This is a genomic window from Streptomyces crystallinus (assembly GCF_039521265.1).
Lineage (GTDB): Bacteria > Actinomycetota > Actinomycetes > Streptomycetales > Streptomycetaceae > Streptomyces > Streptomyces crystallinus.
In genome coordinates this window covers 468,771-487,409 of the sequence record NZ_BAAACA010000014.1, presented here as the reverse complement: position 1 = coordinate 487,409, position 18,639 = coordinate 468,771, and the positions used below count along the sequence as shown (strand labels likewise).

12 protein-coding genes are annotated in these 18,639 nt (G+C 73.9%); 8 read left to right on the top strand and 4 right to left on the bottom strand.

Annotated elements, in window-relative coordinates:
• Positions 1-29 precede the first annotated feature (29 nt).
• The 4 genes from ABD236_RS12815 (at position 30) to asnB (ending at position 4,895) form a co-directional block, all read left to right on the top strand.
• Positions 30-1,025 (top strand): alpha/beta hydrolase, encoded by a 996-nt coding sequence (locus ABD236_RS12815; RefSeq protein ID WP_344073671.1) that lies wholly within the window; start codon positions 30-32, stop codon positions 1,023-1,025.
• Complete coding sequence (locus tag ABD236_RS12810) at positions 1,022-2,482, top strand: aldehyde dehydrogenase family protein (protein WP_344073670.1); 1,461 nt, start codon at positions 1,022-1,024, stop codon at positions 2,480-2,482. Before ABD236_RS12815 ends, ABD236_RS12810 begins: the two co-directional genes overlap by 4 nt.
• A gap of 51 nt (positions 2,483-2,533) precedes the next feature.
• Positions 2,534-2,953 (top strand): aspartate 1-decarboxylase, encoded by a 420-nt coding sequence (gene panD, locus ABD236_RS12805; protein ID WP_344073668.1) that lies wholly within the window; start codon positions 2,534-2,536, stop codon positions 2,951-2,953.
• 94 nt (positions 2,954-3,047) lie between these two features.
• A complete protein-coding gene (gene asnB, locus ABD236_RS12800) occupies positions 3,048-4,895 on the top strand; it encodes an asparagine synthase (glutamine-hydrolyzing) (protein WP_344073666.1) in 1,848 nt (615 codons plus the stop codon).
• An 88-nt stretch (positions 4,896-4,983) separates the two neighbouring features.
• On the opposite strand, the gene ABD236_RS12795 is transcribed toward asnB, so the two are convergent.
• The 3 genes from ABD236_RS12795 to ABD236_RS12785 all read right to left on the bottom strand — a co-directional run bounded on the left by ABD236_RS12795 (position 4,984) and on the right by ABD236_RS12785 (position 8,610).
• On the bottom strand, positions 4,984-6,783 hold the full coding sequence (locus ABD236_RS12795; protein ID WP_344073665.1) for an AMP-dependent synthetase/ligase: 1,800 nt from the start codon (positions 6,781-6,783) through the stop codon (positions 4,984-4,986).
• Between the two features lie 5 nt (positions 6,784-6,788).
• Positions 6,789-7,391 carry a helix-turn-helix domain-containing protein gene (locus tag ABD236_RS12790; RefSeq protein ID WP_344073664.1) on the bottom strand — a complete coding sequence of 201 codons (603 nt, stop codon included), beginning with the start codon at positions 7,389-7,391 and terminating at the stop codon, positions 6,789-6,791.
• Positions 7,392-7,494: 103 nt separating this feature from the next.
• Positions 7,495-8,610 carry an NsdA family TPR-like regulatory protein gene (locus ABD236_RS12785; RefSeq protein ID WP_344073663.1) on the bottom strand — a complete coding sequence of 372 codons (1,116 nt, stop codon included), beginning with the start codon at positions 8,608-8,610 and terminating at the stop codon, positions 7,495-7,497.
• 441 nt (positions 8,611-9,051) lie between these two features.
• Here ABD236_RS12785 and ABD236_RS12780 point away from each other — a divergent pair, with 441 nt between their 5' ends.
• Genes ABD236_RS12780 through ABD236_RS12765 form a run of 4 tightly spaced genes read left to right on the top strand, consistent with a single transcriptional unit; the run spans position 9,052 to position 15,304 of the window.
• A complete protein-coding gene (locus ABD236_RS12780) occupies positions 9,052-10,347 on the top strand; it encodes an MFS transporter (RefSeq protein WP_344073662.1) in 1,296 nt (431 codons plus the stop codon).
• Positions 10,344-11,510, top strand: a complete 1,167-nt coding sequence (locus ABD236_RS12775) for a GNAT family N-acetyltransferase (protein ID WP_344073661.1) — start codon at positions 10,344-10,346, stop codon at positions 11,508-11,510. The genes ABD236_RS12780 and ABD236_RS12775 overlap by 4 nt, the downstream gene beginning before the upstream one ends.
• Before the next feature lie 9 nt (positions 11,511-11,519).
• Positions 11,520-12,734 carry a LuxE/PaaK family acyltransferase gene (locus tag ABD236_RS12770; RefSeq protein ID WP_344073660.1) on the top strand — a complete coding sequence of 405 codons (1,215 nt, stop codon included), beginning with the start codon at positions 11,520-11,522 and terminating at the stop codon, positions 12,732-12,734.
• A complete protein-coding gene (locus tag ABD236_RS12765) occupies positions 12,731-15,304 on the top strand; it encodes an acyl-CoA reductase (RefSeq protein WP_344073658.1) in 2,574 nt (857 codons plus the stop codon). Before ABD236_RS12770 ends, ABD236_RS12765 begins: the two co-directional genes overlap by 4 nt.
• A gap of 49 nt (positions 15,305-15,353) precedes the next feature.
• Here the strand turns inward: ABD236_RS12765 and ABD236_RS12760 are convergent, their stop codons facing one another.
• Positions 15,354-18,242 (bottom strand): ATP-binding protein, encoded by a 2,889-nt coding sequence (locus tag ABD236_RS12760; protein ID WP_344073657.1) that lies wholly within the window; start codon positions 18,240-18,242, stop codon positions 15,354-15,356.
• Positions 18,243-18,639: the final 397 nt, after the last annotated feature.

The window sequence follows — 18,639 nt, the reverse complement described above, 5'->3', positions numbered from 1 at the left end:
CACCCGTCTGCCCCACCGCAAGGAGCGCCATGACCACGCACCCCCCACCGCACCCGCACCCGTCGTCGGACGCGCAGTCCATCCTGGACGCGCTGCGCGCGCAGGGGTTCCCGCCGCTGGAGAGCGCCGACGTGCCCGAACTGCGGCTGCTGGTCGGCCGGTTGCGCCAGGCGCAGGGGGAGCCGGAGCCGGTGGCCCGCGTCCTCGCCACGTTCGTACCGGGACCGGCGGGCCTGCTGCCGGTACGGGTCTACCAGCCGGAGCCGCGTCCGGGCCCGCGCCCGCTGCTGGTGTTCTTCCACGGCGGCGGCTGGGCCGCGGGCGATGTCGACCTGGTCGACCGGCCACTGCGCCAACTGGCCAACGCCACCGGCGCGGTCGTCGCCGCAGCCGGGTACCGGCTCGCCCCCGAGACCCAGTTCCCCGGGCCCGCGCACGACGCGTACGCGGCCCTGTGCGCGCTCGCCGCACGCGCCGCCGAGCTCGGCGCCGACCCCGGCCATCTGATCGTGGCGGGGGAGAGCGCCGGAGCGAACCTGGCCGCGGCCGCCTGCCGCACGGCCCTCCAGGAGGGCGGCCCCCGTCCCGCCCTGCAGATCCTCATCTGCCCTCCGCTGGCGCCCGCCCGGCACACCCCCTTCGCGTCCTACCGCGAGAAGGCCGAGGGCTATCTGAACACCCGCGCGGCGATGGAGCGCTTCTGGGAGCTGTACGTGCCCGATCCCGAGGCGGCCCGCAGCCCGCTGGCCGCGCCGCTGCTCGCCGACGACTTCTCCGGGCTGCCTCCCGCCCTCGTCCTCACCGCCGAGCACGACCCGCTGCGGGACGAGGCCGAGGAGTACGCGCGGCGGCTGGAGCGCGACCAGGTGCCCGCGACGGTGCGCCGACTGCCCGGTGCGCTGCACATCTTCTTCCTGCTCCCGCACCTCACCGCCTTCCGCACGGCGCTGCGCCACATCGAGCACGCCGTGCGGAGCCACCCGCCCGCCGCGCCGCGAAGCCGGACCGAAGGCGCGGCGTCATGACCACTCCCACCCCGCCCTCAGGAAGGGGCAACGGTATGCACCACCGCCACATCTACCTCGACGGCGCCTGGACCGCCGCCACCTCGCGCTGCGTCATCGACGTGATCGAGCCGGCCACCGAGAAGGTGATCGGCTCGGCGCCGGGCGGCGCACCCGAGGACGTCGACCTCGCGGTGCGGGCGGCACGCCGGGCCTTCCCGGGCTGGGCCGACACCCCCGCCAAGGAGCGGGCCGCGTATCTGCGCCAGGTCGCCGACGGCATCGAGCGCCGCGCGCCCGAGCTCGCCGAGCTGATCGCCCGTGAGGTGGGGACGCCCATCGGCTTCGCCCGCATCGCCCAGGTCGGCCTCGCGGCCCTGGCCTTCCGTACCGCGGCCGACGTGGGCGAGACCTATACGTACGAACAGAACCAGGCCCAGTCGCTGCTCATCCGGGAGCCGTTCGGGGTCGTGGGCGCGATCACACCGTGGAACTACCCGCTGTACCAGGTCGCGGCGAAGGCCGCCTACGCCCTGGTGGCGGGCAACACGGTGGTGCTCAAACCCAGTGAGCTGGCGCCGCTGAGCGTCTTCGCCCTGGCCGAGGTCATCGACGAGGCCGGGCTGCCCGCCGGGGTGTTCAACCTGGTGAGCGGGACGGGGCCGGTGGCGGGGCAGGCGCTCGCCGCGCACCCCGACGTCGACTTCGTCTCCTTCACCGGCTCCACGGAGGTGGGCAGGACCATCACCCGGGCCGCCGCGGGCACCGTCAAGCGGGTCTCGCTCGAACTCGGCGGCAAGAGCCCCACGGTGCTGCTCCCGGACGCCGACGTCGACGAGGTCGTGCCGCGTGCGGTCGCCGCCGCCTTCCTCAACAACGGGCAGACGTGCTGCGCCCTGACCCGTCTGGTGGTGCCGCGCAACCGCAAGGAGGAGGTCGAGCGGGCCGCCGCGAAGGCCGCCGAGGCGACCCGGGTGGGCCACCCCCTGCTGCCCGGCACCCAGCTCGGCCCGCTGGTCTCCGCCGGTCAGCGCGACCGGGTGCGCCGCCACGTCCAACGGGCCCTGGGTCAGGGCGCCACGCTCGTCACCGGCGGCGCCGAGCCCCCCGGGGACCAGCCCTACGGCTACTACGTCCGCCCCACCGTCCTGTCCGACGTCACCACGGCGATGGACGTCCAGCACGAGGAGGTCTTCGGCCCGGTGCTGGTGATCGAGTGCTACGACGACGAGGACGACGACCAGGCCGTGGCGCTCGCCAACGCCACCCCGTACGGCCTGGCCGCCGCCGTGTGGTCGGCCGACCGCGAGCGCGCCCTGGCCGTGGCCCGGCGGATCCGCGCCGGGCAGGTCGAGGTGAACGGCGGGGGCTTCAACCCCCGTGCGCCCTTCGGCGGTTACAAGCAGTCCGGGAACGGCCGTGAACACGGCGTCTTCGGCCTGGAGGAGTTCCTCGAAGTCAAGTCGCTCCAGCTCTGACCCGCTGTCCCGTTGTCCCCACCCCCCTCGCACAGAACAGGAACCGTTCCCATGCTCCGCACCATGTTCACTGCCAAGATCCACCGTGCCACCGTCACCCAGGCGGACCTCCACTACGTCGGCTCCCTCACCCTGTGCGCCGACCTCATGGACGCCGCCGGTCTGCTGCCGGGCGAGAAGGTGGACATCGTCGACATCAACAACGGCAACCGGCTGTCCACCTACCTCATCGAAGGGCCCCGAGGCACCGGCGTGGTCGGCATCAACGGGGCCGCGGCCCGGCTCATCAGCCCCGGTGACCTGGTGATCATCATCGCGTACGGGCAGGTCGAGGCCTCGGAAGCGGCCAAGGTCGAACCCAGGGTGGTCTTCGTCGACGCGGACAACAAGGTGGTCTCCCTCGGGTCCGACCCGGCCGAGGCGACCCCGGACGGCACCACCCTGCGCGGCGACCACATCTTCGTCGACTAGTCCTTCCCTCCCCGCAGCCGCCACCGGGGCGAGGCCGCGCCCTGACGCCGCCCCGCCCCGGTGGTGTGCCGCACAACCACCCCGGAGACAACAGATGTGCGGAATCACTGGATGGGTGTCGTACGACGGTGACCTCACCGGACGACGTGAGCTGCTGGAGCGGATGACCGCCACGATGACCGGCCGGGGGCCGGACGCGGGCGGCACCTGGGTCGAACGCCACGCCGCCTTCGGCCACCGCCGGCTGTCCATCATCGACCTGGCGGGCGGCGCCCAGCCGATGACCGCCACCACCGCCGACGGCACGGTGGCGCTCACCTACAGCGGCGAGGTCTACAACTTCCGGGAGCTGCGCGCCGAACTGCGCGCCCGTGGCCACCGGTTCAGCACCGCGAGCGACACCGAGGTGGTGCTGCGCGGCTATCTGGAGTGGGGCGACGCCCTCGTCGACCGGCTCACCGGCATGTACGCCTTCGGTGTGTGGGACGGCCGCAGCGAACGGCTGCTCCTGGTCCGCGACCGGCTCGGCATCAAACCCCTCTACTACCACCCCACGTCCGACGGTGTGCTCTTCGGATCCGAGCCCAAGGCGCTCCTCGCGCACCCGGACGTCCGCCCCGCCGTGGACCTCGACGGGCTGCGGGAGATCATGCTGGGCGTCAAGACGCCCGGCGCCGCCGTGTGGAAGGGCATGCGCGAACTGCCGCCCGCCCATATCGCCGTGCTCGACCGCTCGGGGCTGCGCGAGCGGTCGTACTGGGAGCTGCGCGCCACCGAGCACACCGACGGCCGCGAGGCCACCGCGGGCCGGCTGGCCGCCCTGCTCGAAGGCTCGGTGAGCGAGCAGCTGGTCGCCGACGTACCGCTGTGCTCCCTGCTGTCCGGCGGCCTCGACTCCAGCGCCGTCACCGGGCTCGCCGCCCGTGAACTCGCCTACGGCGGCGAGCCGCTGCGCTCCTTCTCCGTCGACTTCGTCGGCCACAGCGAGCACTTCGTGCCCGACGGGCACAACGTCAGCCCCGACACCGCGTACGCCGAGGCCGTGGCCGCGCACGTGGGCGCCCGCCACACCAACCTGGTCCTGGACCCGGCGGCGCTCGCCGACGAGGAGGTGCGGCGGGCCTGTGTGGCGGCCCGGGACCTGCCCGTGGGGCGCGGCGACATGGACCACTCGCTGCTGCTGCTCTTCCGCGCGGTGCGCGCGCACTCGACCGTCGCGCTGTCGGGGGAGGGCGCCGACGAGATGTTCGGCGGATACTGGTGGTTCCACGACCCGGCGGTCAGCGCGAGCGCCGGTTTCCCCTGGCTGACCGCCGCCACCGGGGCCGCCCGGCAGGAGCGCGGCTTCCTGCGCTCCGATCTGCGAAGGGCGCTGGAGATACCGGAGTTCGCCGAGCACCGCTACCGCGAAGCCGTCGCCGCCACGCCCTTCCTCGACGGCGAGGACGCGGCCCGGCGCCGCACCCGCGAACTCCTCCACCTGCACCTCACCCGCAGCCTGGGCGGAATGCTCGACCGCAAGGACCGCCTCAGCATGGCCGCCGGCCTGGAGGTCAGGGTGCCCTTCTGCGACCACCGGATCGTCGAGTACGCGTACAACATCCCCTGGCCGCTGCATGTCTTCGACGGGCGGGAGAAGAGCATCCTGCGCGCGGCCACCCGCCACGTCGTGCCGGAGGTCGTCCAGCGCCGTACCAAGAGCCCGTACCCCATGACGCGGGACGTCCGCTACGTCGAGGCGTTGCAGCGGCAGACCAAGGACGTCCTGGCGGAGCCGGACGCGGCGGTGTTCGCCCTGGTGGACCGCGCGGCCGCGCGACGAGCGGCCGAGACGCCGTGCGGCGCCTCGGGGAACGCGCCCGGACAGCGCCTTGTGCTGGAGAAGCTCCTCGACCTGCACGTCTGGCTCGACCTGTACAAGCCGGAGCTGGAGATCGGCTGAGACCGTAGCCCCGCGCAGGGCACGGGAAAGGGCCCCGGTTCGGTCTGTGTGACAACCGAACCGGGGCCCTTCCGCATGCCCGCGGAGGTTACTCGTACAGCGATTCGTACAGCTCGCGGAAGCGGGCGTGCACGACCGGGCGGGCCACCTTCATGGAGATCGTCAGCTCTCCGGTCGCCATGCTGAGGTCACGGTCCAGTACGTGGAACGCCTTGGCGCGGAAGTACTCCTGAAGGGTGGCGTTGGCGTCGTCCACCGCCCTGCCGACCTCGTCGAGCAGGAGCGGGTGTGCGGCCAGGGCGCGCGGATCGGTGGGCAGACCGCGTTCGGCGGCCCACCGGGAGGCCTGCTCCGCGTCCAGGGTGAGCAGCGCGACCAGATGCGGTTTGGCCTCGCCGTAGAGCACCGCCTGGGAGAGGAGGGGGTGGGCCCGCAGCTCCCGCTCCAGCGGATGGGGAGTGACCGCCATGCCGTTGGAGAGCTGGATGAGTTCCTTCTTGCGGCCGGTGAGGTGCAGATAGCCGTCCGCGTCCAGCCTGCCGAGGTCGCCGGTGTGCAGCCAGCCGTCCCGGACGGCGCCGAACTCGCCCTCGTCGTACCCCCAGTAGCCGGGGAAGACGTTGTCGCCCCTGATGAGGACCTCGCCGTCGTCGCTGATGGCGATCTCGACCCCCGGAAGGGGTGTGCCGACGCTGCCCAGACGGTTGGTCTCGGGGGAGTTGGAGGTCGCGGCGGCGGCGGTCTCGGTCATGCCGTAGCACTCGACCAGGGGGACCCCGCAGCCGACGAAGAACGACAGGATGTCCGGGGAGACCGGCGCTCCCGACACGGTCGCGCGGCGCAGATTGCCGCCGAACCGCTCACGCACCTCGGCGAACAGTGTGCGGTCGGCCTCGTCGAACCACTCCTGGACCACCGTCGGCACCGGCTCGCCCGCCGCCCGCATCCGACGTACCCGCAGACCCTCGCGGGCGGCGTCGACGAGCTCGGCGCGCTCACAGGCGCTACGGGGGGCCAGGACCGAGCGGTGGATCATCTCCAGGGCCAGGGGCACCAGCGGGACGATGGCGGGCGCGGCGGCCCGCAGCTCGGCGGGCATGGTGTCGGGCGAGCCGCCGTTGAAGCTGCTGAAGGTGTATCCGGACCACCAGCTGAGCAGCTGCATCAGGAGCGCGATGGTGTGGGGGCCGGTGACCACGAAGACCGTGCCGTGCGAGGCGTCCGGTTCCTGTGGGCGGCCCGGTGGCGTGGGGTGGGCCCGTAGCACCGCCACATAGTTGCGGTGCGAGAGGGCGCAGCCCTTCTTCGGGCCGGTGGTCCCCGAGGTGTAGATGATGACCAGCAGGTCGTCGGGTACGACGGCCGCCCGCCGCCGGGCGAGCGCGGCGGCGGGAACCGCGTGGGTCCCGGCGCGGCGGAGAGCGGCGAGCGTCGTCGGGGGGTCGGCGACGCCGGGCTCCTCGTCGATCACGACGATGTGGCGCAGCCCCGCCAGCCCGGGCAGGGCGGTGCGCAGCTTGTCGAGCTGTTCGGCGTCCTCGCAGATCACGACCTTGGCGTCGCAGTCGTTGACGACATGGACGATCTCCTCGGGGACCGTGGTGGGCAGCAGCGACACCAGGACCAGCCCGCAGGAGGCGGCGGCCAGGAGTGTGAGGGTCCACTCGGGGCGCAGCCGGCTCTGGATCGCCACCCGGTCGCCGGGGGCCAGCCCCAGGGCGAGCAGCCCCCGGGCGATCTCGTCGGAAGCCCGGTGGGCTTCGGCGAAGGTGAGCTGGTCCGTGGTGCCCTCGGCGGTGCGCCAGCGCAGGGCCGGGGCCTGCGGCCACCGCTCGGCGCCGCGAAGCGTGAGGCCGGCGAGGGTGAGGGGGGCGCTGGGCGTCTCCACGGTGCTCACTCCCCGCCCGGGGTACGGCGGTGGGCGGCCTGGGCGTCCGGCTGGGTGTCGAGCATGTAGCCCTTGCCCCACACCGTCCTGATCACCAGGCCGAGCGGCGCGAGGCGGCGGCGCAGCCGCAGGACGCGGACGTCGAGCGCGTTGCGGCGGGGCAGCTCGCCCTCGGGCCACATCAGCCGGGTCAGGTCCTCGCGGCCGACGGTCCCGCGGTAGGAGGCGAGGAGCACCCTGACCAGGTCGGCCTCGCCCTGGCCGAGGGGCACGGCCTGGCCGGCGAAGTGCAGGATCCCGTGGTGGTCGAGGACCGGGTCGCGGGGGGCCGCCCGCACTTGCAGGGCGGCCTGCCGGGCCAGGACGTCCTGGGGGTCCGCCGGGGTGCGGATCCAGTCCTCCAGTTGGTCGACGCAGTGCGGGGGAGGCGCGGCCGGTGCGACGAGCAGCAGGCGGGGGACGCCCTGGGCCCGGCACTGGTCGAGCTGGTGCGACTGCTCGGGCCAGCGCAGGATGCGCACGGAGCCGTGCGGTCTGCCCGGGGCGACGCCGGAAGCGGGCGGGTGGGAGGGGCGGGGAGGGCTGGGGAGGGTGAGCGGGAGAGTCACGGTTGCCTTCCTTGGACGGGAGACGCGATCGGCTGGACCGTTGAGGAGGGGAGGGGCCACCCGGGCGTGGCCGGGAGGGAAGGGGGGCATCGCGGCACAGGACTTACACAAGCGGCTCGCGGGAGGGGATTCCAGAGGCACGGGTGTGCCCCCGGTGTGCCTGCGCGCCCACCCCCGTGGCCGGCAGGGCGTCCTCGGCGAAGGTGTGGCGGACCAGGACGCCCAGCTCGGTCGCGGTGAACTCCTCTCCCGACGGGAGGCGTTCCGTCCGCTCCAGCAGGGTGTGGGCCGCCCTCAGCGTGGCGTCCACCAGGGCGGGCAGCGGGGAGCCGGCGCGTACGGGGGCCAGGGGCGGCCGGCCGGCCGGGGCGAGGAGCCGCAGCGCGTTGGCCGGGGCGCCCTGGCCCGCCTGCTGGACGGCGAGCAGCAGCAGCGCCCAGAGCCCGAGCTCGCCGTCCTGCGCCGGGACACTGGCCCGCAGCGCGGCGACATAGGCCGTCTGCGCGCGTGCCTGGTCGCCGAGTTCGTACGCGAGCAGGCCGCTGAGACACGCGGCACGGGCTGCGGCCGCCAGCAGCCGGGCGCCCAACTCCGGCCCGTAGCGGGCCGTGTGGAGGAGCTCGGTGACCGTGCGCAGCTCGGCGTCCGCCAGGACGCGTCCGGTTGCGGGCGCCTCGGCGCGGCACAGCTGTCGGAGCCGGCGGTGGCGGTCCTCCAGGGCGGTCATGGTGGCGTCGGAGAGCGGCAGGCCCTCGTGTTCCAGCGGGGAGCAGGCGGTACGGGACGACTCCTGCCAGCGGGCGAGCAGTTGGTCCACCGATCCCGCGCAGACGGTGAAGGAGCCGTCGTCGAGGGCGGCCGTCCGCGGCGAGCGGGAGAGGGCGCGCAGCGAGCGCAGGGCTTCCTCGGCGGTCCAGGCCGCGCAGAGCGGCACGGACTCTCCGGCCGCGATGTGCAGCCAGTGCGGCCAGCCCAGGCGCAGCACCTCGGCGCGGGGCACACCGTGCAGCCGGGCGATCGTGAACTGCGCGGTGAGCTCGGGGACCACTTTTCCCGACTCCCAGCGCGCGATCTTCTCGCGGCGGGCGGCCATGCTGCCGAAGCCGAGTTCCGCGTGCCTGCGGGCGACGAGCTGGGCGTAACCGGCGTGGGAGAGGCCCTCTTTCCTGCGCAGCGAGGCGAGCGGGTGGGTGAGCGGGCTCTTGCGTGTGGGGCACATCGGCAGGCGCATCTCGTGGGGGGAGGGGAGTGGTGCTGCCCGGTGGGGAGTTGCTCCCCGACCGGTCTCGGCAGCTCGTGTCCTCGAGCCTGTCAGCGGCCGTGCGCCATGTCCCTACGGTCACCACCACAGAGATACGCGGGTCCGCGCTCCGGTGTTCTTCGGTACTCAGGGCCGCCCGCCCTGGGGTACCGAAGGCGAACCACCCGCCCGGCGCCCCGAATCTCTGGGGTGCACCCGTAAAGACACCGCGGTCCCGCCACGGCAGCCTCTCCGTGGCGGCCGGTGCTCCGGCCGCGCACACCCCCGCCGACCGGCGGGGTCACTGCGGCCGGTGTGCGGATGAAATCAACTCATTCCGGGCGGAGACTGAGGTGTGGAAAGCGCACACGCTCCTCGGGCCCGCCGCCCGGCGCAGACTCCCCACGAAAGAGTTCTCCCATGACGCGTGAGCTGACCGCTCCTCGCTCCGCCCTCAGCCGCCCACGTACGCCGCTGATCGCCCGCAACACCGTTTTCGCCCGTGCCTGGGCCGCGCAACTGCTCAGCCAGAGCGCCACACGCATGTACCAGATGGGCGCCCTGTGGTGGCTCCTGGGACAGGTCGCCACCGGTGACCGGGGGCTCGCCTCCGGGCTCTTCCTGGTGTGCGCGGCGCTCCCGCCCGTCGCCCTCGCCCCGCTCGTCGCACGGGCGATAGCGGCCCGCCCCAGCCGGACCGTGCTGGGGGCCGCCGTCCTCGGGGGCGCGGTGCTGATGGCCGTCCTGGCGGGTTACGGGGCACTGGCCGACCTGCCGACCCTGGCCGTCTATCCCGCGATGTTCGGACTGGCCGCCTGCCAGGCCCTGTTCGACCCGTGCCTGACCAAGGCCATCCCGGAGCTGGTCGCGGACGACGACATCGAGGACGCCACCGCCTTCGAGCAGTCGAGCTACTCCCTGGTAGGTATGGCCGGGGCCCTCTTCGGGGCGGTCCTGGTCGACTGGATCGGCCTGACCGGTGTGGTCCTGGTCAGCGCGTTCGCCTACGTGGGCGCCGCCGCCTTCGTGGCCACCGTCCGCCCCCGCGCCCACTCGGCGGGCGAGGACGAGGCCATGGAGACCGGCATCCTGCGCGCCTGGCGGCTGCTCGCCGGGCTCCCCTTCGTGCGGCTCGCGCTGATCTGCTTCGCCGCGGCCAACTTCTTCATCACGGCCACCTTCGTGATCCTCCCGCTGTACACCAAGAACGTGCTGCACGCCCCCGCCCTCACGCTGGGGCTGCTGGAGGGCGCGCTGTGGCTGGGCCTGCTGATCGGTGTCTTCACCGGCAAGCACCTGCCCGGCCACCCCGCCTTCATCGGCAGCGGCTGTGTGGCGCTCTTCGGGGCGGCCGTCGCCGTACCGGCGCTCACCGCCGAGCGCACCGCGGTGCTGGTGGCGCTGGCCGTGGCGGGCTGGGCCGTGGGCGCCACCAACGTGGTGTTCGTCGCCGCCTTCCAGCGCGCCGTGCCGGCCGCCGCCAAGGCCGCCTTCTTCTCGGCGATGCTGGCGCTGCTCGGCGCCGGCTTCCCGGTCGCCGCGTTCTTCTTCGGCCTGGCGGGCGACCTCGTCCCGACCCAGGCCCTCTTCCTCGTCCAGGCGGCCGGTCTGCTGCCGATCGCCGCCGTCCTGGCGCTGCGCGGCCACTCGGCCCCCCACCCCGCCCCCGTGAGCCCCGGCCGCCCGGCCACCGACACCCCGAAGGAATCACGATGACCGCCACGCTGGCGCGCCCCGCCACGCACACCAGGGTCCTCGTCGACACGGCCGTCGCCGACGACGTGGCCGCGCTGCGGGAGCTGTACCGAGCCGTCTACGGCGACTGCTACCCGCTGCGCCTGGGCACCTGCCCGGTCGCCATGGCGGACGCCATGGCCGACCCCACCGTCCAGTGGCGGGTCGCGCGCGACCTGGCCACCGGAGAGGTGGTCGGATCCGCGCTGCTGCGCATGGACATGCCCCTGCGCATCGGCAAGGTCGAGGGCATCGCCGTCCACCCCGACCACGGCGGCGCCGGCATAGCCGGGTCGCTGCTCGAGGCGCTGATGGAGCCGGCGTTCGGCGCCGAGGGGCCGCTGGAGTCGGTGTACGCCACCGCGCGGTGCGTCTCCCCGGCCCCGCAGCGGCTGCTGCTGCGGCACGGTTTCCACGCCCTGGGCGTGCTGCCGGGCGCGGTCACCCTGCGCGAGGTGGAGACCCTGGCCCTGCTCGTCCGCTACCGGGACGGCATCCCCGCCCACCGCCGGGCGCCGGGCACCGTACCCCGCGAGGTGGCGCCCCTGCTGGAGGCCGCGCGCGGCCACGGTGTCGACTTCGACGGCCTCCAGGTGGCGACGGAACTGGTCGCCGCCCGGGCCCGGACGGACACCGACCTGGAGGTGAGCCACGACGCCGGACTCGTCCTCGACCGCTACGCGCGGGCGACCTCCGGGGCCGCCCGCACCCTGCCGCTGCACCGCCCGAACACCCTGCTCATGACGGCCGACGGCCGCTTCGAGGCGTACGCCGTCATCGACGCCGTCGCGGGCAGCGGTCTGCTCCTGGACGGGTGCTCCTCGCCCGAGGACCCGGAGGAGGCGCTGGGGGGCGTCCTGCGGGCGATGGCCGACCGCGGGGCCTCCTACATCGAGGCCGTGCTCCCCCTGCACGACAGAAACCGGATCGAGCAGCACCTCGCCCACGGCTTCACCCCCACCGCCCTCTACCCCGCGATGCGGCGCGAGGACGGGGTGTGGCACGACTACCTGCTGCTCTGCCACACCAGCGCGCGCGTGGACGCGGACGCGCTCGACGTCGACGAGCGCTTCTCCCCGTACGTCAGACAGCACAGCCATGTCCGGACCCCGGTGGGCCCGGATCCCTCCGACACCGTGAAGTGAGGGTGAGTCATGACCATCTCCACGGCTCCGGACGCGCGACCCGCGCATCTGAAGTACTTCGACCCGCTGCCGGTGCCGGACGCCACCGCGCTCGGCCAGTTGCAGCGGCTCGGTGACCTGCGCGACCCGTACGCGACGGGCCCCGCCGTCGACGAGCTGTTCGCCGCCGCCGTCAACGAGGTCACTGCCTGGCACGCCGAGCGCTCCCCGTTCTACGGGCGGGTGTGGCGGGACCATCTGCGCCGGGGCGCGACGCCGCTGCGGACGGCGGACGACGCCGTCGGCCTGCCGCTGATCCACGCCAACTTCTTCAAGTCCCACGAGGTGACGTCGATCCCGCCGGAGGACGTCGCCGCCCATCTCACCTCTTCCGGCACCAGCGGCCAGAAGTCGCAGATGTTCTTCGACCGCTGGTCCATCGGCTCGGTGATGCGGATGGCCGCCTTCGTGCTCGACCACTACGGGTTCGTCACCCCCGACCAGCCCGCCAACTACCTGCTCTACAGCTACGAGCCCACCGACCGGCTCCAGTTGGGCACCGCCTTCACCGACAACTTCCTGTGCGACCTGGCCCCGGTCAACCGACGCGCCTACGCCCTGCGCGCGGTCGGCGACGAGCATGTCTTCGACTCCTTCGGCTGTGTCGAGACCCTGCTCCGCTACGCCGAGGAGGACCTTCCCGTACGGCTGCTGGGCTTCCCCTCCTTCCTGTGGTTCACCCTGGAACGGATGCGGGCCATGGGCGTGCCGCCGCTGACACTGCGCCCGGACTCCTTCGTGTACCTGGGCGGTGGCTGGAAGGGCCACACCGGACGCCAGATCGGCAAACAGGAGCTGTACGACCGCGTCGAGGAGCAGCTCGGCATCCCCCACCACCGCGTCCGGGACAGCTACGGGGCGGTCGAGCACGGGGTGACCTACGCCGAGTGCGCCCGGCACCGCCTCCACGCCCCGGTGTGGTCGCGGCTGTTCGCCCGCGACGTACGGACGCTGGCCCCCCTGCCGTACGGGGAGCGGGGGTATCTCCACTGCGTCGCCCCGTTCATGACCTCGGTGCCGGTGCACAGCGTCGTGATGGGGGACCTGGTGTCGATCCACCCGGGCGAGGAGTGCGGCTGCGGCCTCGCCACCCCCTGGTTCGAGATCCACGGCCGGGCCGGGACCAGCACCAACCGCAGCTGCGCCGTGGCCGCGGCCGAGCTGCTGAACAAGGAAGCGTCATGAACGGGATGAGCGATGTGAACGGCCTCGCGCACGACCACCTCTGGCAGGGCACCTGGATCGACGACACGGAGGCCGACAAGCGCCTCGGGGACCTTCCCGCGCTGGTCGCCGACGAGCTGACCCGGCCGCTGTCGGCCCGTCAGGTCATCGCGGCCTGCGACCGGTTGAGCACCGCCCTGACCACACCCGGCCACCCCGTCCGCGCCGACCTGGCCGGCCACCTCGTGGCCGCCGGGCAGGACCGGGCCTCGGCCGAGCGGAGTCTGGCGGAGATCGCGGACTTCCTGCGCCGCGACGGCCTGGAGCGGAAGGTCACGGCGGAGCTCGGCGGCACCGCGCCGCAGAGCCTGGCGCGCACCGACTTCCGCACCCCCGTCTTCGAGTCCTGGCAGCCCGTGGGCTTGCTGACCCACGTCACCGCCAGCAACGACCCGATCGTGGGGATCTTCAGCGCCGTCGAGGGGCTGCTCGCGGGCAATGTGAACCTCCTCAAGGTCAGCGGCCAGGACTCGCTCTTCACCCACCACCTGCTGAAGGCCCTGGGCACGTGCGACCCGGACGGCCGCGTCGCCGAGCGGCTCATCGTGCTGCGGTTCCCCTCCTCGCGCACCGACTGGCTGCGGCGGGTGTGCGCCCCCGCCGACGCGGTGGCGGCCTGGGGCGGAGAGGCGGCGACCGCCGGGGTGGCCGCGCAGATACCGGCCGGGTGCCGGCTCATCACGTTCGGCCACAAGATCTCCTTCGCGTATGTGGCCCCCGAGCTGTGGAGCGACCGTGAGACGCTCGACGGGCTCGCCGACAGCGTCTGCCGCCTCGACCAGCAGGCCTGCTCCAGCCCGCAGGTCGTCTATCTGGACACCGCCGACCGCGAGGAGCTGTCCGCCTTCGCCCGGCGTCTGGGTGAGGCGCTGGACCGGCGCGCGGGGGAGCAGCCACCGGCCGAGCCCACCGTCCACGAACAGGCGGAGATCACCACCACGGTGCTCGTCGCGAGGACGGAGGAGCACCTGGATCTCACCCGCGTCCACGAGAGCCCCACCGGAGCCTGGCGCATCCTCGTCGACCACCGCAGCGCGCTGCGGGCCTCCCCGCTGTACCGCACCGTATGGATCAAGCCGCTGCCCCGTGAGCGGATCGTCGCGACACTGCGCCCCATGCGCCGCTTCCTCCAGACGGCGGGCCTCGCCGCCACCCGGGGCGACGTCCCCGACCTGTCGGCCCGGCTGTTCACGGCCGGCGCGCTGCGCGTCACCCCGGTCGACTCGATGCTGGACAGCTACGCCGGTGAACCGCACGACGGGCTCTACCCCTTGCAGCGCTACAGCCGCCGCGTCAGCGTCCGGCTCGACGAGCGCTTCACCCACGACACCTGCCTCGACGACCTGCGCCCACCGGCCGACGCCGAGCCCGTCCCCGCGCTGTGGCAGCGCCCCGACCCGGCGAGCCCCGTCCTCACCAAGGCCGACGTGCAGCGGCTCAACACCTCCGTCCCATCCGACAGGGCCCAGCTCCACCTCGCCAGCGGCGGCAGCAGCGGAACCCCGGCGGTGTCCCTGTACGCGTACGCGGACTTCCGCACCCAGACCCGCCGCGCCGGTGAGGGGCTGGTGGCCGCGGGCCTGGACGTACGCACCGACCGGGTGGCCAACCTGCTGTACGCGGGCGACATGTACGCCAGTTTCCTGTACGGCCACGGGCTCCTCGAAGCGGTCGACGCCGTCCAACTGCCCATCTGCGCGGGCAGCGACTACGAACGGGACGCCCGGCTCATCGTGCGCCACCGCGCGAACACCCTGCTCGCGATGCCCTCGTACATCTGGCAGCTGTTCCGGCACGCCGGGGACATCCTGGCCGACTACGGCGGCGTCAAGAAGATCTTCTACGGTGGCGAGCACTTCGGCGCCGAGCAGCGCGCCCACCTCAAGGAGCGCTTCGGCGTGGAGCTGATCCGTTCCTTCGTGTACGGCGGGACGGACCTGGGGACCATGGGCCACCAGTGCTCGCACGCCGAGGGCAGCGTCCACCACCTCTTCAGCGACCTGTTCACGCTGGAGATCCTCGAAGTCGACTCCGACCGCCCGGTCGCCGAGGGCGGCACCGGCCGGCTGGTGTTCACCCCGCACACCCGCGGCGCCCCGGTCATCACCCGCTACGAACAGGGCGACCTCGGACGGTGGGTCGAGGGCGCCTGCCCGTGCGGTCGCACCACACCGCGCTTCGAACTGCTCGGCCGCACCGGGGACGTGGTCCGCGCGGGCACGTACTTCGTCAACTACCGGCGCATCGGGCACATCGCGGCGGACCACCTCGGCTACTGCGGCGAACTCCAGATGGTCGTGGAGGCGGCCCCGGTGCGCGAGAGGATCACCGTCCGGATGGAGGAGCACAGCGGCATCGACCCGGAGGTGGTGGCCACGACCCTGCTCGCCCACTACCCGGAGCTGAACGCGGCGGTCACCACCGAGCGGCTGCTGGACCTGTCGGTCGAGGCGGTCCGCTCGGGGGACTTCGAGCGCAGCGCGGCGAGCGGGAAGCTGCGCACGGTGGTCGACCGGCGAGTGCCGGCCTGACGCACGAGGGGCACCGCCCGGCCGGCGGTGCCCCTCGTGCCCAGGGAGCTCAGAGAGCGGCGGCCCCGGCCATCGCCGGGGCTCCCCCAGCGGCCACGGCGTCGCCGGTGAGCAGCAGCGGACCGAGCCCCTGCCGCTTCACCCCGAGCTTGCGGTAGGCGCTGGAGAGGTGGAACTCCACGTTGCGGACGGTCACGCACAGACTCTGGGCGATCTGCCGGTTCGTGGCGCCGCGCGCGGCGGCCAGCGCGATCTGGTGCTCCTGCGGGGTGAGGCCGTGGGGGGCCCGCCGCCCCTTGCGCCGACCGCCGCCGAGCCCGGCGAGCAGCTGCTCCCCGCGCCGTACCAGCGGCTCTGCGCCGCACTCGGACGCCAGGGCGACGGCCTGCTCCAGCAGGGCCCGGGCTTCGCCCTGCGGGTGCGCCAGCGCCGCAAGGTCGAGCAGCGCCGCCGCGTGACCGAGGCGGCGGGGCGAGGCCGCGAGGCGCGCGACCGCCGCCGTCAGCAGCTCCTGCCCCTCACTGCCGCCCACCGCGTTGGCGAGCGCGTGCTGGGCGACGCCGATGACGCCGTCGGTGCCCCAGGCCAGGGCCAGGTCCAGCTCCTCGCGGGCCAGTTCGCGGGCGCGCTCGCGCTGCCCGAGCGCCAGATGGGCCGCCACGGCCCGGGAGCGCCACGGCACCACCGCCGGGTTGTGCATCTGCCACACCTCGGCCCGCCGACCGCACTCCTCCAGATCCTCCACCGCGCCCCGCGCATCCTCCTCGGCCAGCCGCAGACGGCCTCGCGCGTACAGCAGGAACGTGTGCTCCAGGGTCTGCGGCACCTCGTCCGACCCGTCCAGATGGCGGGCCAGCAGCTCACGCGCCCGGTCGAGCTGTCCGAGCGAGACGAGGGCGTCGGTGAACCAGACGGCACAGGTGACGGCGCAGTGGTCGCCGCGCACGTCGACGCCGTAGTCCTCGAAGGAGGTGAGGGCCGAGGCGAAGCGCCGGGCGGCCTCGTGCAGGTCGCCCGAGTGCAGGGCCCTCAGCCCGTGGGCCATGGACATGATGGCGACGGCCCGGGGCCAGCGGCTGCCCTCGGCGATCCGGTCGCCGACGGCGTACACCTCGTCGACCGCGGCCGAGGCGTCGGTACGGGCCAGGGCGAACAGGGTGTAGTAGGACGGCGGCCGGAAGAAGTTCTGGTCGGCGCTGAGGATCGCCTCGCGGGTGCAGCGCACCACCTTCTCCCGCTGCTCGCCGCGCCAGGCGGCCATGGTGGCGAGCATCCCCTGCTGGGCGCGGCGCAGGGCCAGGTCACCCAGGGCCGGGCGGCTCATGCGCGCCACCCGGCGCAGGGCGGTGGGCGCCGTCGACAGCCGCAGGAACTCCGGCATCATGGCCGCCGCCTCCAGCCGCCACGCGAGGTCGGGGTCCTCGTCGCCGAGGTCGGCCAGAACGGTGTCGGCGATCTCGGACGCCTCCTCGTGCGCCGCGAGCATGCCCAGCGCGGGCACCAGCTTCAGCGCCGCCTGCGCGGCCTGGCGGGCGTCGGTGGCCGCCGCGAGGGCCGCGCGCAGATGGCCGATGCCCTCGTGCGGCGCGTACGACAGCTCGGCGGTGCCGAGCTCGCACAGCGTGGCGCTGTGCTCGGCCGGTGACGACGGCTGCTTCAGGGCGTGGCGCAGATAGGTCGCCGCGATGTCCGGGGCACCCCGGCCCGCCGCGAGCTTGGCCGCGCGGCGCAGCTCCTCGCAGGCCCAGGGCGCGGCCGAGGAGCCGGAGCGCAGCAGATGGGCGGCGACCTGCTCGGACGGGGCGTGGGCGGCGCGCAGCAGGTGCGCGGCCCGCCCGTGCGCGGTCAGGCGCGCGCCGACCGGGATGCTGTCGAGGACGGCGTTGCGTACGAAGGTGTGGGTGAAGCCGAGCGGGTGGGCGTTGGGCACCACGGACATCGCCGCGAGGGTGTCCAGGGCACGCGCGGCCTGGGCCGGTGCCAGACCCGCGAGGTCGGCGGCGACGTCGAACTCGGCGCCGTCGCCGAGGACCGCCACGGCGTGGGCGAGGGCCTCGGTGTCGGGGCGGGCCCGGAAGCGGGCCCGCAGCCGTGCCGCGACGGCCGGGGAGCCCAGCAGACGCACCTCGTCGGCGTGCAGCGCGTCCGGGGAAGCGCCGGGCCGGCCCAGCACGCGCAGCAGCTCGGTGAGCAGGAACGGGTTGCCGCGGGTCACCTCGGTGCAGGCCGCCACCACGTCCGCGCTCGCGGGCCCCACCGACCGGTGGACGACCTCGGCCACGCCCGCGCCGCTGAGCGGCGCCAGCCGCAGCTCGCTCGCCCGGCCGGTGAGCGCGAGCAGCGGCTCCTCGGCGTACGGCTGCTCGCCGTCCGTGGTGGACAGGAGCACCGTGACGGGGTGGCCGGAGAGCCGGTGCGCCGCGTAGGCGAGGAAGCGCATCGAGGGGGCGTCGGCGGCGTGGGCGTCGTCGACGACCAGGAGCAGCGGGGAGCGCTCGGCGAGCTTGACGACCAGCTTGTACAGCGCGTGATGGGTGGCGTACGTGCTGGTGCGCCGGGTCTGGAAGGAGGCGTCGTCCACCACCAGCCGCGCCGGGGGGCCCGCATGGTCCAGCAGGGCCCGCCGGGTGGGCTCGTCCGTCTTCGCGAGGAGGTCGCCGAAGAGCCTGCGGACCACGCCGAAGGAGAAGTCCCGCTCCAGCGGGGCGCCGCACGCGCTGCCCACGAGGACCGGCACGTCGAAGCCCGAGCCGGTGAGGGCCTGGATCAGCGACGTCTTCCCGATGCCCGACTCGCCGACCAGGTGGACCAGGGCCGGGTGCCCGGCGGCGGAGGTGCGGACGGTCTCGCGCAGTGCGTGCAGTTCTTCGGCGCGCCCGGAGAGCGGGAACGCGTCGTGCCGGTGCTCCGTCGCCGGAGCGCCACCTGTGTGCGACATACGGGCTGCCTTTCCTCGCCGTCCCGTCGCTGCGCCCTGAAAGGTATGGCGCCGAGCGGGCGGTGGTCCTCGGCCGGCGGTCGACGCCTGCCCTGTGGGGAGGCGTTTGCCGGGAGGCTGCCAGGCCGGGGGAGCCCGAGGAGAGGTGGGCGGTGGGAGCCTGGGGTGGTGGGGCCGCTGATCAGGTCCTACAGGGATACGTAGGGCGGTGCGGGACCACATCACCACCATGGCCCACAAACGCCCGCCGACGGATCCGCCCGCTGTCGGCTCCCGCCCCCGCCACCCGGCGGGGGTGAGCACCGGTCTTCGAAGCTCCGCCCGCGCCCCGGCGCCCGGTACGCGCGCTCGCCGCGCGGCGGCCCGCCGGGATGCGGCCTACAGTCGGACGCGTGGG

What these genes read in the sequence shown, in the direction of transcription:
- ABD236_RS12815 (WP_344073671.1), top strand. Translation starts at nt 30, where the DNA reads ATGACCACGCACCCCCCACCGCACCCGCACCCGTCGTCGGACGCGCAG.
- ABD236_RS12810 (WP_344073670.1), top strand. Translation starts at nt 1,022, where the DNA reads ATGACCACTCCCACCCCGCCCTCAGGAAGGGGCAACGGTATGCACCAC.
- panD (WP_344073668.1), top strand. Translation starts at nt 2,534, where the DNA reads ATGCTCCGCACCATGTTCACTGCCAAGATCCACCGTGCCACCGTCACC.
- asnB (WP_344073666.1), top strand. Translation starts at nt 3,048, where the DNA reads ATGTGCGGAATCACTGGATGGGTGTCGTACGACGGTGACCTCACCGGA.
- ABD236_RS12785 (WP_344073663.1), bottom strand. Translation starts at nt 8,610, where the DNA reads ATGTGCCCCACACGCAAGAGCCCGCTCACCCACCCGCTCGCCTCGCTG.
- ABD236_RS12780 (WP_344073662.1), top strand. Translation starts at nt 9,052, where the DNA reads ATGACGCGTGAGCTGACCGCTCCTCGCTCCGCCCTCAGCCGCCCACGT.
- ABD236_RS12775 (WP_344073661.1), top strand. Translation starts at nt 10,344, where the DNA reads ATGACCGCCACGCTGGCGCGCCCCGCCACGCACACCAGGGTCCTCGTC.
- ABD236_RS12770 (WP_344073660.1), top strand. Translation starts at nt 11,520, where the DNA reads ATGACCATCTCCACGGCTCCGGACGCGCGACCCGCGCATCTGAAGTAC.
- ABD236_RS12765 (WP_344073658.1), top strand. Translation starts at nt 12,731, where the DNA reads ATGAACGGGATGAGCGATGTGAACGGCCTCGCGCACGACCACCTCTGG.
- ABD236_RS12760 (WP_344073657.1), bottom strand. Translation starts at nt 18,242, where the DNA reads ATGTCGCACACAGGTGGCGCTCCGGCGACGGAGCACCGGCACGACGCG.